The sequence below is a fragment of the Enterococcus ureilyticus genome, assembly GCF_001730315.1.
Taxonomy (GTDB): Bacteria; Bacillota; Bacilli; order Lactobacillales; family Enterococcaceae; genus Enterococcus_L; species Enterococcus_L ureilyticus.
Genome location: NZ_MIKC01000023.1, coordinates 220,539 through 234,254 on the forward strand (window position 1 = coordinate 220,539; position 13,716 = coordinate 234,254).

General features: G+C 38.2%; 11 protein-coding genes. 5 read left to right on the forward strand and 6 right to left on the reverse strand.

Features of this window, described 5'->3' with window-relative positions; genetic code table 11:
• Positions 1 to 136: 136 nt before the first annotated feature.
• Positions 137 to 3,754 carry a DNA-directed RNA polymerase subunit beta gene (gene rpoB / locus BCR24_RS10125; RefSeq protein WP_069640429.1) on the reverse strand — a complete coding sequence of 1,206 codons (3,618 nt, stop codon included), beginning with the start codon at positions 3,752 to 3,754 and terminating at the stop codon, positions 137 to 139.
• Positions 3,755 to 4,244: 490 nt separating this feature from the next.
• Positions 4,245 to 4,817, reverse strand: a complete 573-nt coding sequence (locus tag BCR24_RS10130) for a hypothetical protein (protein WP_069640430.1) — start codon at positions 4,815 to 4,817, stop codon at positions 4,245 to 4,247.
• A 495-nt stretch (positions 4,818 to 5,312) separates the two neighbouring features.
• On the opposite strand from BCR24_RS10130, the gene BCR24_RS10135 reads away from it, so the two are divergent.
• The 3 genes from BCR24_RS10135 (at position 5,313) to BCR24_RS10145 (ending at position 8,413) form a co-directional block, all read left to right on the forward strand.
• The gene (locus tag BCR24_RS10135) at positions 5,313 to 6,290 is read left to right on the forward strand and encodes an ABC transporter substrate-binding protein (RefSeq protein WP_069640431.1); all 978 of its coding nucleotides are present in this window, start codon (positions 5,313 to 5,315) and stop codon (positions 6,288 to 6,290) included.
• Between the two features lie 369 nt (positions 6,291 to 6,659).
• Positions 6,660 to 7,610, forward strand: a complete 951-nt coding sequence (locus BCR24_RS10140) for an ABC transporter permease (RefSeq protein ID WP_083244382.1) — start codon at positions 6,660 to 6,662, stop codon at positions 7,608 to 7,610.
• Positions 7,610 to 8,413, forward strand: a complete 804-nt coding sequence (locus BCR24_RS10145) for an ABC transporter ATP-binding protein (RefSeq protein ID WP_069640432.1) — start codon at positions 7,610 to 7,612, stop codon at positions 8,411 to 8,413. The genes BCR24_RS10140 and BCR24_RS10145 overlap by 1 nt, the downstream gene beginning before the upstream one ends.
• Before the next feature lie 60 nt (positions 8,414 to 8,473).
• Here BCR24_RS10145 and BCR24_RS10150 read toward each other — a convergent pair whose 3' ends face one another.
• Positions 8,474 to 8,686 (reverse strand): zinc ribbon domain-containing protein, encoded by a 213-nt coding sequence (locus BCR24_RS10150; protein WP_069640433.1) that lies wholly within the window; start codon positions 8,684 to 8,686, stop codon positions 8,474 to 8,476.
• Positions 8,687 to 8,871: 185 nt separating this feature from the next.
• On the opposite strand from BCR24_RS10150, the gene BCR24_RS10155 reads away from it, so the two are divergent.
• Both BCR24_RS10155 and BCR24_RS10160 read left to right on the forward strand, forming a co-directional pair.
• A complete protein-coding gene (locus BCR24_RS10155; protein ID WP_069640434.1) occupies positions 8,872 to 9,858 on the forward strand; it encodes a biotin--[acetyl-CoA-carboxylase] ligase in 987 nt (328 codons plus the stop codon).
• Positions 9,859 to 9,990: 132 nt separating this feature from the next.
• The gene (locus tag BCR24_RS10160) at positions 9,991 to 10,953 is read left to right on the forward strand and encodes an LPXTG cell wall anchor domain-containing protein (RefSeq protein WP_069640435.1); all 963 of its coding nucleotides are present in this window, start codon (positions 9,991 to 9,993) and stop codon (positions 10,951 to 10,953) included.
• Positions 10,954 to 11,038: 85 nt separating this feature from the next.
• On the opposite strand, the gene menA is transcribed toward BCR24_RS10160, so the two are convergent.
• The 3 genes from menA to BCR24_RS16980 all read right to left on the reverse strand — a co-directional run bounded on the left by menA (position 11,039) and on the right by BCR24_RS16980 (position 13,504).
• Positions 11,039 to 11,992, reverse strand: coding sequence for a 1,4-dihydroxy-2-naphthoate polyprenyltransferase (menA, locus tag BCR24_RS10165; RefSeq protein WP_069640436.1), 954 nt, complete (start codon positions 11,990 to 11,992; stop codon positions 11,039 to 11,041).
• Positions 11,993 to 12,007: 15 nt separating this feature from the next.
• Positions 12,008 to 13,087: an FAD:protein FMN transferase gene (locus BCR24_RS10170; RefSeq protein ID WP_069640437.1), complete on the reverse strand. Its 1,080-nt coding sequence runs from the start codon at positions 13,085 to 13,087 to the stop codon at positions 12,008 to 12,010.
• Between the two features lie 261 nt (positions 13,088 to 13,348).
• Entirely contained in the window at positions 13,349 to 13,504 is a 156-nt protein-coding gene (locus BCR24_RS16980; protein ID WP_167351670.1) for a hypothetical protein, read from the reverse strand.
• Positions 13,505 to 13,716 lie beyond the last annotated feature (212 nt).

The following is a 13,716-nucleotide window of genomic DNA, read 5'->3' on the forward strand; positions in this document are numbered from 1 at the left end:
GGGATTCCCTCCATTCAATTAGTTAGAAAAGCTGAATGAGCTATTCACCGTAGTTTGGAACTAGAAACAATCATGTTGATCTTTCTAGCCCATAACTAACGGATTTCATTGGCACTTTATACAAAATGTAAAACAATTAGTCTTTTGTATCTTCAGCAGTTTCTATTTCTTGTTCAAGCACTGCATCAGCTGCTTCTTTTGCTTCCGCTGCTTCTTTTTCTAATTGTTTCGCTGATTGTTGTTCTGCGAATTTTGTTAGGGCATCAACGGTGATCAAGTCATCATCATCATCGTCCATATCACGCAATTCGATTTCTTGTTCTTCAATGTCCAATACGCGCATATCTAATCCAAGTGATTGTAATTCTTTCACCAATACGCGGAATGATTCTGGTACGCCTGGTTTTGGAATTGGTTCACCCTTAACGATCGCTTCGTATGTTTTCACACGACCAACTACGTCATCAGATTTGTATGTTAAGATTTCTTGTAATGTGTAAGCTGCACCGTATGCTTCCAGTGCCCATACTTCCATTTCCCCAAAACGTTGTCCACCAAATTGAGCTTTACCTCCAAGTGGTTGTTGGGTAACAAGTGAGTATGGTCCAATAGAACGAGCATGTAATTTATCATCGACCATGTGAGCCAATTTGATCATGTACATCACACCAACAGAGATACGGTTATCAAATGGTTCACCCGTACGTCCGTCATAAAGAACAGTTTTCGCATCACGAGCCATACCCGCTTCACGAACTGTTTCCCAAACGTCATCATCATTGGCGCCATCGAATACTGGTGTTGCAATGTGGATACCTAACTGACGAGCAGCCATACCCAAGTGCAATTCTAGTACTTGTCCGATATTCATACGTGATGGTACCCCTAATGGATTCAACATGACATCGATTGGTGTTCCGTCTGGTAAGAATGGCATATCTTCTTCCGGCATAATGCGGGATACAACCCCTTTATTACCGTGACGACCGGCCATTTTATCCCCTTCGTTGATTTTACGTTTTTGAACGATATATACACGAACTAACATGTTTACGCCTGGAGATAATTCGTCTCCTGCTTCACGAGTAAAGATCTTCACATCATGAACGATCCCGCCGCCACCGTGAGGCACACGTAGAGATGTATCACGAACTTCACGCGCTTTTTCACCAAAGATTGCATGTAGTAAACGTTCTTCAGCAGATAACTCTGTTACCCCTTTAGGCGTTACTTTCCCTACTAATAAGTCGCCATCTTTGACTTCAGCACCAATACGGATAATGCCCATTTCATCAAGATCTTTCAAAGCATCTTCCCCGACGTTTGGAATTTCACGTGTGATTTCTTCAGGGCCTAATTTTGTATCGCGAGCTTCTGATTCATATTCTTCAATATGGATAGAAGTGTAGACATCATCTTTCACCAAACGACGGCTCATGATGATCGCATCCTCGTAGTTATATCCTTCCCAAGTCATGAATCCAACAAGTACGTTTTGTCCTAAAGCCATTTCGCCTTCTTCCATAGAAGGTCCATCAGCTAATGTATCGCCTTTTTCAACTTTCTCGCCTAAAAGAACGATTGGACGTTGGTTGTAACTTGTTCCTGAATTTGAACGACGGAATTTTGTGACCATATATTTATCTAATGCGCCATTGTCACGGCGAACACGTACTTCAGATGCATCCACATATTCAACGACACCATCATGTTTACATAGTAAAGCGGCACCCGAGTCATGGGCTGATTTGTATTCCATACCAGTTCCCACAAGTGGAGAACGCGGTTGAATCAACGGTACGGCTTGACGTTGCATGTTGGCACCCATCAAGGCACGGTTGGAGTCATCGTTTTCCAAGAAAGGAATACATGCAGTCGCAACAGCAACTACCTGTTTAGGTGAAACATCCATATAATCGACTCTATCGATGGTTACTTCAAGGTTTTCACTTTGCAAGCGAGCCATTACTAATTCTTCAGCAAAAGAACCATCTTCATTTAAGCGTGAGTTTGCTTGCGCTACGATGTAGTGATCCTCTGTGTCAGCAGTTAAGTAATCAACTTGATCGGTTACTTTTCCTGTGGCACGATCAACACGACGGTAAGGCGTTTCGATAAAACCAAATTTATTGACTTTGGCATAACTTGACAAGCTATTGATCAACCCGATATTTGGTCCCTCAGGCGTTTCGATCGGACACATACGGCCATAATGGGAATAGTGAACGTCTCGAACTTCATAGCCGGCACGGTCACGAGTCAAACCACCAGGTCCTAAGGCAGATAGACGACGTTTGTGCGTCAACTCACCTAGAGGATTTGTTTGATCCATGAATTGTGAGAGCTGAGAAGAACCAAAGAATTCTTTGATACTTGCAACAACTGGACGAATATTGATCAATTGTTGTGGTGTCAATGTTTCAGTGTCTTGGATAGACATTCTTTCACGAACCACACGCTCCATACGCGCTAAACCAATACGGAATTGGTTTTGTAGTAATTCACCAACTGAACGAATACGACGATTACCTAAGTGATCGATATCATCTACATTACCGATGTCTTCTTGTAAGTTAAAGAAATAACTCATTGAAGCTACGATATCTGCTGGACGAACAGTCTTCACACTTGTATCAGGATAGCCATTACCGATGACATTAACAATGCGTTCAGGATCTTTTGGAGAAAGAACTTTAATTACTTGAACCGTCATTGGTTCAGTAACGACACCATCTTCACTTGGATAATAAGTCACGCTATTTAAGCCGTTATCGATATGCTCACCTAATGTTTCCATTACTTGGTGCGTCATTACAGTGCCTTTTTCAACAATGATTTCGCCAGTTTCAGCATCGATCAATGTTTCTCCTAAAGTTAGGTTCAATAGACGAGTTTTCAAATCTAATTTTTTGTTGACTTTGTAACGACCAACGTTCGCTAAGTCATAACGTTTTGGATCGAAGAAACGAGCGTTCAGTAAGTTACGAGAACTGTCAGCCGTTTTCGGCTCGCCAGGTCGAAGACGCTCATAGATGTCTTTTAACCCTTCTTCAGTACGAGAATCGCTTGCATTTTTGTGTAAATCTTTTTCGATTGTATTGCGTAAGCTTAGTGTTTCACCAAAAATTTCAAAAATTGTATCATCAGAGCCAAAACCTAAAGCACGAACTAATACAGTCAAAGGAATTTTACGTGTACGGTCGATACGTACGTAAGAAATGTCTTTTGCGTCAGTTTCCATTTCCAACCATGCGCCACGGTTAGGGATCACTGTTGAGCCAAAGCCTTCTTTACCATTTTTATCTACTTTTCCATGGAAATAAACACCTGGTGAACGAACTAATTGAGAAACGATAACACGTTCTGCACCATTGATGATAAATGTTCCCATTTCAGTCATTAGAGGGAAATCACCGAAGAATACCTCTTGTGATTTGATTTCTCCAGATTCACGGTTTGTCAATCGTAGCGTAACATGTAGTGGTGCAGAGTAGTTTGCGTCATGCGCGCGCGCTTCTTCCACCGTATACTTAGGTTCTTTTAATTCATAATCCACAAATTCCAAAGATAAATTCCCTTGAAAATCATCAATCGGTAAAATGTCCTCAAACATTTCTCTTAGTCCTTCATCTAAAAACCATTGGTAAGAGTCTGTTTGAATCTCGATCAAGTTGGGTAATTCCAACACTTCACTGATCCGGGCGAAACTTCTACGTTCGCGGTGTTTTCCGTATTTTACTACGTGTCCAGCCAAGCTCTTCACTCCTCTAATTAAAAGTCTATCAAAACACTAACCGAAAATATTTCTTTAATATTACAAATATTAAATATCTGTAATATTGAGCATTTTTTGCAGTTTTTAGGCAAAAAAAAACCAAAAATAGAATGTGCTCTTGAAAATTTCTCGTGCGTTTCTACTTTTGTTTCCCTATTAAAAACCGGAACGGACAATATTTCGTTCCTGCTTTGTCATTTTTCAGATAGTTTTTGCATCTATACATTGTACTTCCTTCTATAGTAAAAGTCAAGGATTTCTTAAACTTTTATCATTCTTCCAAAAACACTCTTAAAAATTAGAAACACTTGAACTTTTTTCAACATTTTCATTTACCTGTCTCTCCATTTTTTGCATCGAACTTTGTTGATACATAAAAATACCGACCTCCAAAAAGTTAGATTTTGGTCTAACTTTTTGGGGTCGGTTCATTGTTGAGCCTCTTTTTTATTGACCTAGAGAGTCTGTCTTATTGAACAGTGATCTCTCCAGTTACTTCGGCATCTTCTTCATCTAATGTTGCTGAAGTTTTGTATTCTTCTTTTTCAAACGTTACATTCCCTTCAACTTTTGTACCGTTTAAAACAAAACCGTTCGCTTTAACTAAGATATCGCCTTTAACCGTTCCATTCACGATGTTGAAATTCTCTGTTTCTACAACTAATTGAGGAACAGTCAATGTATATTCATCTGTTATTTTTTTATCTCCATCTTGCGCATACAAAGCCAATTTTCTATAGATATCGCCTGAAGTTTCTCCCTTATCGTGGAATTCACCAGCAACTGTTACATCTTTATCAAATGTAATATCTGCTGTTGCTGCAATGATCCAATTTCCGTCTTTGCCTAAAGCTTTCTCGATGACTTCTGGTTTATCACTGATTGAAGCACCACTTACCGTATCAACACTTGAACTCATTGATGTTTCTGTTTTGCTATCAGACGAACTATCTTTAGAATCTTTCTTGTCACCGTTACACGCACCTAATACTAATACTGTTGCTGCCAATGTTCCTAATGTAATTAATTTTTTTGAAATCATTTTTATTCTCCTTATCACTTCATTATTTTTCCACCTAAATAGTAGCATGAAAGCGCTGAAATTCCTAAGTATATACCTTCATAATTATAAAAATTCTTTTTTCTCGGCTCAATTTATCGTTTTACATACAGCTATTCTATCAATTATCAGAAAATTTAAAATAATCTGTTGACATCCTACTCTATTTTCATTTATACTAAACACAATTCAATTTGCGGAGGGATTTTTTATGATACACTCAATCAAACCACAACTGAATAAAGCTTACTTTAGCTACTTTAGATAGTTTTGTATTCATGCAATCGTGGGTACAAACAGCAAAAACCTGTTTTTGTATCTATGATGGCTAGAGCGCTTTGTACTGAACAAACAGCCACGTAGACAATCCTAAGTGGCGAAAGAAGAAGTGTTTAACCTACGACTTTTATCAATCCATTTAGGCATATTGTCTGAATGGATTTTTTGTTTTATCAACTATAAATTGGAGGAATCAAGATGAAAAAGAAATTAGTAGGACTAAGTATCGTATCAGCTGTAGCACTATTAACACTTGGCGCATGCGGCAATAACAAAAAAACAGAGGATGGATCAAACAGCGACAACAAGAAAATTGGTGTTTTACAACCTGTTCAACACGGTTCGTTAGATGCTGCTTTTGAAGGATTTAAAGAAGGCTTAGCAGAAAATGGCTTCAAAGATGGCGAAAACCTAACAATCGAATACAGCAATGCTCAAAACGACCAAGCTCAACTAAAAAGCATGAGTGAAAAATTAGTCAAAGAAAAACCAGACTTGCTATTAGGTATCGCGACACCTGCTGCTCAGTCACTATTGAATGAAACTACCGATATTCCAATTTTAGTCACAGCCGTTACTGACTTAGCGAGTGCTAAACTAGTGAAATCAGATGAAAAACCGGGCGGTAACGTTACTGGGACAACCGACATCGTACCAATCGATAAACAGATTGCCTTATTGTTGTCAATCGTACCCAATGCAAAAACAGTCGGAATCATGTATAACGCAGGTGAAGCCAATTCTAAAATCCAAGCGGATATGGCTGAAAAAGCGTTGAAAGATGCCGGAGTCAAAACAAAAGTCCTAACTGCTAATTCAACAAATGATGTGCAACAAGTTACTACAAGTCTGGCGAAAGATGTAGATGCAATTTATATCCCAACAGATAATACTTTTGCTTCTGCGGCCGCTGTTATCGGTGAAGTAGCCAAAGAACACAAAACACCTGTTATCGCAGGTTCAATCGAACAAGTAGAAGAAGGTGGTTTAGCAACCGTTGGTATCGATTATAAATCACTAGGAAAACAAACTGGCGCAATGGCAGCAAAAATTCTAAAAGGTGAAGCAAAACCCGCTGATATGCCTGTTGAAAAAGCGAAAGATTTGGAACTCTTCGTAAACAAAGAAATGGCACAAGCACTAGATATCGATCCGGATACCATCAAAGCACCTTAGCGTTTAACAAGTCTGGGACATAACTCTACGAGTTATATCTCAGACTCAAGGAATCCGTATAAACGGCGGGAGCAGAAGCAATCACTACGCTTCGCTTCGATCACATCAAATTCTAAGTGCTAAAGCACTAAGATTTGAGAGCTTCAGAAATAAGCTGGAATTCACAAAAATTTGAAGATCACCAATTAGGAATCATTCAACATCGAAATTGAAAATTCCGTGTTTCTTGTCATTTCCGTGAATTCCTTCTTATTGCTGTAAAACACAACGAAGTATAAGTTGATGTTGCACAGTACCTACGTGGTTCTCGGGAGTAAACACTCCTGTCCCAACCTCATACATAAAATTTATTGAAAGAAGCTGATTTAATTGATAGACATATTACTCTCTTCAACCTCACAAGGTCTTCTTTGGTCCTTATTAGCCATTGGAGTCTTTCTAACGTACCGAATTTTGGATATTGCAGATTTGACCACAGAAGGTAGTTTCCCTCTAGGGGGCGCTGTAGCTGCGGTCATTCTAGCCAAAGACCCAGCAACCTGGCCAGCACCATTCCAGTCATTATTCGACCTTCATTATATGATTGCACCAGTTATAGCATTGATTCTTGCTTTTATCGCTGGTATGCTAGCAGGACTTGTCTCAGGTCTTTTGCACACTAAACTAAAAATACCTGCATTATTAGCTGGCATCATCACAATGACAGGACTTTATAGTATCAATTCTCGCATCATGGGCGCACCAAATATCTCTTTGATCGGCACCGATTCGATTTTCTCTCATGCGCAATCATTAGGACTGACTAAAATTAACAGCGTGATTCTTGTTGGTTTGATCATCGTTCTTTTAGTCATTATCCTACTGGTCTTATTCTTTAAAACAGAAATTGGATTGGCTACACGGGCAACTGGTGATAACCTTGATATGAGTGAAGCCAATGGGATCAAAACTGACAATATGAAAATTATCGGCTATATGCTTTCTAATGGTTGTATTGCTTTAGCTGGCGCTTTACTTGTTCAAAATAACAACTTTGCTGATCTAAATTCTGGTATTGGAACAATCGTTATCGGCCTTGCTTCGATCATCATTGCAGAAGTTCTTTTCAAAAACAAATCACTTGGTTTACGCCTTATTACAATTGTCATCGGTGCTATTTTATACCGCTTTATTCTTGCCTGTGTCTTGGAACTCCGGGTCGATCCAGCTGATTTAAAACTATTTTCAGCAATCATTTTAGTTATTTGTCTGTCTTCACCACTAATTCAAAAAAAATTAGGCTTCTCTAAACTAGGAAAACGTAAAGGAGGTACAAATTGATGCAGCCTGTCTTAACGATCAAAAACTTACATCAATATTTCGAACGCGGTACAGTCAACGAAAATCATGTACTAAAAGGCATTGATTTGACAATCAACCAAGGGGAATTTATTACAATCATCGGTGGCAATGGCGCTGGAAAATCAACCTTACTTAATAGTATCGCCGGAACTTTGCCTATTGAAGAAGGTCACTTAACTTTAAATAACAAAGATATCACCAAGCAACGAGTGGTCGCTCGTTCCAAAAAAATCAGTCGCGTGTTTCAAGACCCTAAAATGGGTACAGCTGTCCGCCTAACCGTTGAAGAAAATATGGCCCTTGCGATGAAACGCGGAAAAAAACGTGGCTTAGGAAATGGGGTTCGTAAAAATGACCGTGATTTCTTTAAGGAACAGTTAGCTAGCTTGAATTTAGGCTTAGAAAATCGACTAACTACTGAAATTGGATTGTTATCTGGAGGTCAACGTCAAGCAATTACTTTATTAATGGCTACCTTAATTCGTCCAGAACTGATTTTACTAGATGAACATACCGCAGCACTGGATCCTAAAACATCGATCACTGTAATGGAGCTAACGGAAAAACTGATTAGAGAACAAGAGTTGACCGCCTTCATGGTTACACACGATATGGAAGATGCTATTCGCTACGGCAATCGATTAATCATGCTCCATCAAGGTCAAGTCGTTGTCGATGTTCCTGCTGAACAGAAAAAAGAATTAACTGTTAACGAATTGATGGATATGTTCCACAAAAATAGTGGCAGTGAATTAAAAGACGATCAGTTATTGTTGATTTAAACAAAAAGAGGTTGAGTATGATACCCCTCAACCTCTTTTTTTCATGTGTTTTAATGGTTATCAACCACCCATTAAAAAGTCTAAAATATTCCAACCATCAGATGTTTGTCCACGATATAATTCTGTAAAACCACATCTCGAACAGCTGACTGTGATAAATTTTTTATTTTGTACATCAAAAATTTTTGAAAAGTTACCGCCTGTTGCTTGAAACTGATCAGACACATAATGCGCATTACCACACTTATCACAAACATATTGTTGCTTTTCCATAGTTCCCCACTCCATCTCTATCATTTTAACTCTCGTTTTTCGTTCCTACCACATAAGTATAGCAAGTTCTTCAAGAGAAATCATACATCTTAAGAAGGATTTTCTCGTCCTCTTTCAGCCCTATTGTAGTTGACCCTTACTCTATCCATCAGCTACAATAAAATTACTATAAAGGAGCGAATTCTATGTCTACAAAAAGCCAGGTATTAACTTTATTAATGAAACAAGCCCCAGCGTTTATTTCAGGTGAAGAAATGGCCCAACAACTTTCTTTATCACGAACAGCAATTTGGAAATCAATCAATGAATTAAAAAAAGAAGGGCATGTTATTTCCAGCAGTCGTAACAAAGGATACCGCTATGATAAATCAGATGTTTTATCCGCAGAGGGGATCCGCTTAGCTTTAGATCCTGCAATTCCAGAACTATCAATTACGGTTCTAAACTCCTCAGAGTCTACAATGAAAGATGCTAAGTTAGCAGCAATTAATGGCGAACCAAATAACACATTGATCGTAGCGGATATCCAAGAAGCACCTAAAGGACGATTTGGCCGTCCGTTCTTTTCAAAAGCTGGCAGCGGTATCTACATGAGCATGCTATTAAGACCAAATCAAAATTTCGAGGAAATGGCACAGTATACTGTGATCATGGCTGTCGCAATTGCTCGTGCAATGGATAATTTGATCAACACCCACACAGAGATTAAATGGGTCAACGATATCTATATCAACGGAAAAAAAGTTTGTGGTATTTTATCAGAAGCCATGAGCGATGTTGAATCTGGACAAATCTCAAACGTTATTATTGGCATGGGGATTAATTTTTCTTTGAAGCAAAATGAATTTCCAACAGAATTAAGAGAAAAAGCAAGCTCCCTATTTCCTGAAACTGAACCGACTGTTACAAGAAACGAATTGATTGCAGAGATTTGGAATCAATTTTATACCATATTAAATCAATTACCTGAACAAGATTTCTTAGAAGAGTACCGTCAAAAATCATTTGTTCTTGGCAAAACTGTATCATTTACGCAAGCGGGAACTAATTATGAAGGGGTCGCCACAGCAATCAGCGATCAGGGGGAATTGGTCGTCCAACTTCATGATAAAACAGAAAAGGTGCTTTCTTCTGGGGAAATCAGTTTAAGCAGTATAAACCCATCATCTTAGTAAAAATATCTGGCGAATATATTAAGAATTCCTTAAGAAGCTAAAATGCTTTCTTACAACTATTTTCCTTACATTTCATTTATGTTACATTTATATTGCGAACAATACGAATGTTACAAAAGGAGAATACTTATGAAAAAAGCAGTTTTTTGGTTGGTTGCACTATCTTTTGCTCTACCTCTTACCAGTTTTGCAGACGATGAGCTTTCAACTTCTGGGGAAGTTGAAAGCTCATCGTCTGCCACAGTCACACAAAATTCTAAAAAAGAGCGCCTAAAAATTTCTACCACAGACTCGAGCTCCACAGAAACTTCCAGCAGTCCAGTTTTGAACGCTTATAGTGATCTTATTCAAACGACTTTAGTTGTATTTCAAGGAGAAACAATTACTCCAGAAATGCTTGTCCAAGACGGCGCCTATCATGGTGCCACATTCAGAGATCTTACGCTTTTGGAAGAAGCTTCAACAGAGAAAATAGGAACCTATTTAGTCAAGGTTAGCTTTATGCTCTATCCTTTAGAGGAAAGCCAAGAGGAAAAGCAAGAAGTTACTCTAAACATGGAGTACACAGTGATAAAACCTACATCAACTTATGATATCCAATTTATTTTCTATGACTCAGATAACAAGCAAGTAAAAGGTAGGGTCTTGTCTACAGATGGAAGTTCCATCAGCAACGTGACCATTTATGGTGAAAACACTGCTAACAATGAAGTAACACCTAAAAGTGTAAAAGAGTTTTATCCTTTTGCTAAATCAAACAATTTTGCTTTAACAGATAATGATGGGTACTTCACCCTTCCTTACCAAGATCATTTCAATTTTATGGCGTTTTCTCCACAAGCAGGTAACTACTCGCCCGTTTACACATTGACTGACCAAGCTTTTGCCAGTGCATCAGGAACAACTGATAGCTCTATACTAGCTAAAAACACTGAATCCTCTTCTGCTACTGCTAAAAAAGAAGAAAAGAAGAAAGCCTCATTCCCAAATACAGGAGAAAAGAGAACGGTTTATCTTTCAATTGGTGGCATTGCCATTATTTTATTTGCTATACTCTTCCTATTTATCAAAAGCAAAAAAAATAATCAGTAGTTTGTAAACAAGGGGTGTTAAAAATAAAACGTAAAAAAGAAGAAAGCAGCGTCGTTGTTGATTTCATACTGCTTTCTTCTTTTATTTATATTTTTTTCAAAATAATCGTCAACAACAAACCTAATAAATAACTACCATTGAAAACCATTAGATTTTTTATCGAATAACCAAAACTTTTGGGATGAGGTAGTTCTTCTTTGAACAATTGAAGATTTTTCCACACCACCGGCAATGATAGAAATACAGCCAAAATTGGCCAATGATACACGCCAAATGGTAAGCCAATCAAAATCACTGCATAACATGCCAGCATCAATAACTGGAATAAAATCACACCCTGTTTCCGTCCGATATAATAAACCAACGTATAACGATGATTCTCAATATCTGTATCTAAATCCCTCAAATTATTTGCTAGCATAATGTTGGCAATCGTAAAAACCATCGGTAACGAAGCCCAAATAATAGTTAAAACTGCCCAGATACTCCCATTCAAAGCAAATGTACCCTGACGCCAATCAAGCACTAAATAAAATGGTCGCGACTCCTGAACATTCAAATAAATCGTCATCGCAAAGATCCCCAGGCCCATAGTAAAACCACTAAATACTTCTCCTAAAGGCATGCGGGAAAGTGGTATTGGTCCAAATGTATAAAAAATACCAATAAAACAGCAGATACCACCCATTACTAAAAATAACCAACCGGTTTGAATCGTTAGAAAAATACCGATCACTGCAGAAAAAGCAAGCATGCCAAAGATCATGTTTCGAACAAGCTTCGGAGCAATTCCAGAACTGCCAATAATATTCTCTTCATATTTATACACTTCAGACTTAGCCTTTTTAAAATCCATATAATTATTGATAGCTGTCGTTGCCATATCAAAGACGACCATCCCAATAAAAAATAGTATCGTATATCCTAACTGAAATTGATTAAAATAAGCAATAGAAAATAATATACCAACAGCAAAAGGAAAGAGACTCGCCAATTTTGTCTGGATCTCCACTACTTGTAAAAATACCTTTAACGACATATCTATCCATTCTCCTTATTTCAGATCTTTACGATCTCCCATTGTATAACCTGAATCTTTGCCTAATTCAAACACAGATTCAATATCTTTACTCACATATACTTGGTCCTCTTTTGTAACGAAAATCACATCTACATCTTTCAATCCTTCAGCATATTCCAACCCTTTTTTAACACCCATTGAAAATACTGCTGTTGATAATCCATCACCATCAATTGATTTATTTGTAATGACTGTTACACCGGCAATATCATTATCAAAAGGATAACCTGTTTTAGGATCAAATAAATGATGATACTTCTTACCATCTACTTCCAAAAAGCGTTCATAAATTCCAGAAGTGACTAGCGTTTTATTACTTTCTTGAACGGTTCCGATCACTGTATTGCGCGCTTTATTAGGATCTTGAATTCCAACATTCCAATCCATATCCTTACCGCGTGGGCTATGTCCAAGTACATAAACATTGCCGCCTAAATCAACGATGGCTGTTGTTACGCCATTATCTTTTAAAACTTTCACCACTTCATCTGTAATAAATCCTTTAGCGATTGCACCTAAATCCAGTTGCATACCTTTTTCTTCAAGATAAACTGTTTTATCTTCATCGTTTAATTTTACTTTATGATAATCAACTAATTTTAATGCTTGGTCAATCTCTTCCTGCGAAGGTTTGCGGGCATCGTCAAAGCCGATACGCCATAATTGCGTGATTGGACCAATAGCCATATCAAAACCACCTGAAGAATCTTCACTATATTCATATGCTCGTTTCAACAATGGATAAATATCATCAGAAACTTTAACTGGTTTGATTCCAGCTTGTTCATTGATTTCATCTATTTCTGATCCTTTTTCGTTAACAGTGATTTTATCCCCTAATTCTTTGACACGGGCAAAAGCTTTTTCTAATACATCTTCTTTGCCATCATCATAGATTCTAACTTGCACATAGGTTCCAAGCAATGACTGCTGATCTGAATAGGGTTCTTTATTGATTTTCGCGTCTTCAGTTTTTCCTTTTGAATTGCAGCCTGCTAAGATGGCTAAAAATAATACTGCCATTAAAATGATCAGTGATTTTTTGTTTTTCATCATATCCCTCTTTCTACATAGAAAAATTGTCTTATTTATAGTAGCGCTTTTTGGTGATAATGGGAAGGATTTTCTATCTTTTGGTTGGGTAAATGGAGGCAACGCTCCTTGCAGTCGCCTTGTACCAATCATCATCTGCTCGGGCATAGCCAGTCATGGTGATTCATTGCGTCACTGATTACCTCTTGATGTTTTGGATCATAGCATTTGGTGATTCCTAGTAAGGTTACTTCGCTCCCTTTGGTCGCCAAGTACTGTTCATCATCTGCTCTGGCATAGCCAGTCGCAGTGATTCATTGCGTCACTGATTACCTCTTGATGTTTTGGATCATAGCATTTGGTGATTCCTAGTAAGGTTACTTCGCTCCCTTTGGTCGCCAAGTACTGTTCATCATCTGCTCTGGCATAGCCAGTCATGGTGATTCATTGCGTCACTGATTACCTCTTGATGTTTTGGATCATAGCATTTGGTGATTCCTAGTAAGGTTACTTCGCTCCCTTTGGTCGCCAAGTACTGTTCATCATCTGCTCTGGCATAGCCAGTCATGGTGATTCATTGCGTCACTGATTACCTCTTGATGTTTTGGATCATAGCATTTGGTGATTCCTAGTAAGGTTACTTCGCTCCC

Bases quoted from the DNA above. Each gene is read 5' to 3' on its own strand.
- BCR24_RS10135 (WP_069640431.1), top strand. From the start codon at position 5,313: ATGAAAAAGAAATTAGTAGGACTAAGTATCGTATCAGCTGTAGCACTA.
- BCR24_RS10150 (WP_069640433.1), bottom strand. From the start codon at position 8,686: ATGGAAAAGCAACAATATGTTTGTGATAAGTGTGGTAATGCGCATTAT.
- BCR24_RS10170 (WP_069640437.1), bottom strand. From the start codon at position 13,087: ATGAAAAACAAAAAATCACTGATCATTTTAATGGCAGTATTATTTTTA.
- BCR24_RS10155 (WP_069640434.1), top strand. From the start codon at position 8,872: ATGTCTACAAAAAGCCAGGTATTAACTTTATTAATGAAACAAGCCCCA.
- menA (WP_069640436.1), bottom strand. From the start codon at position 11,992: ATGTCGTTAAAGGTATTTTTACAAGTAGTGGAGATCCAGACAAAATTG.
- BCR24_RS10130 (WP_069640430.1), bottom strand. From the start codon at position 4,817: ATGATTTCAAAAAAATTAATTACATTAGGAACATTGGCAGCAACAGTA.
- BCR24_RS16980 (WP_167351670.1), bottom strand. From the start codon at position 13,504: ATGACTGGCTATGCCAGAGCAGATGATGAACAGTACTTGGCGACCAAA.
- BCR24_RS10160 (WP_069640435.1), top strand. From the start codon at position 9,991: ATGAAAAAAGCAGTTTTTTGGTTGGTTGCACTATCTTTTGCTCTACCT.
- BCR24_RS10145 (WP_069640432.1), top strand. From the start codon at position 7,610: ATGCAGCCTGTCTTAACGATCAAAAACTTACATCAATATTTCGAACGC.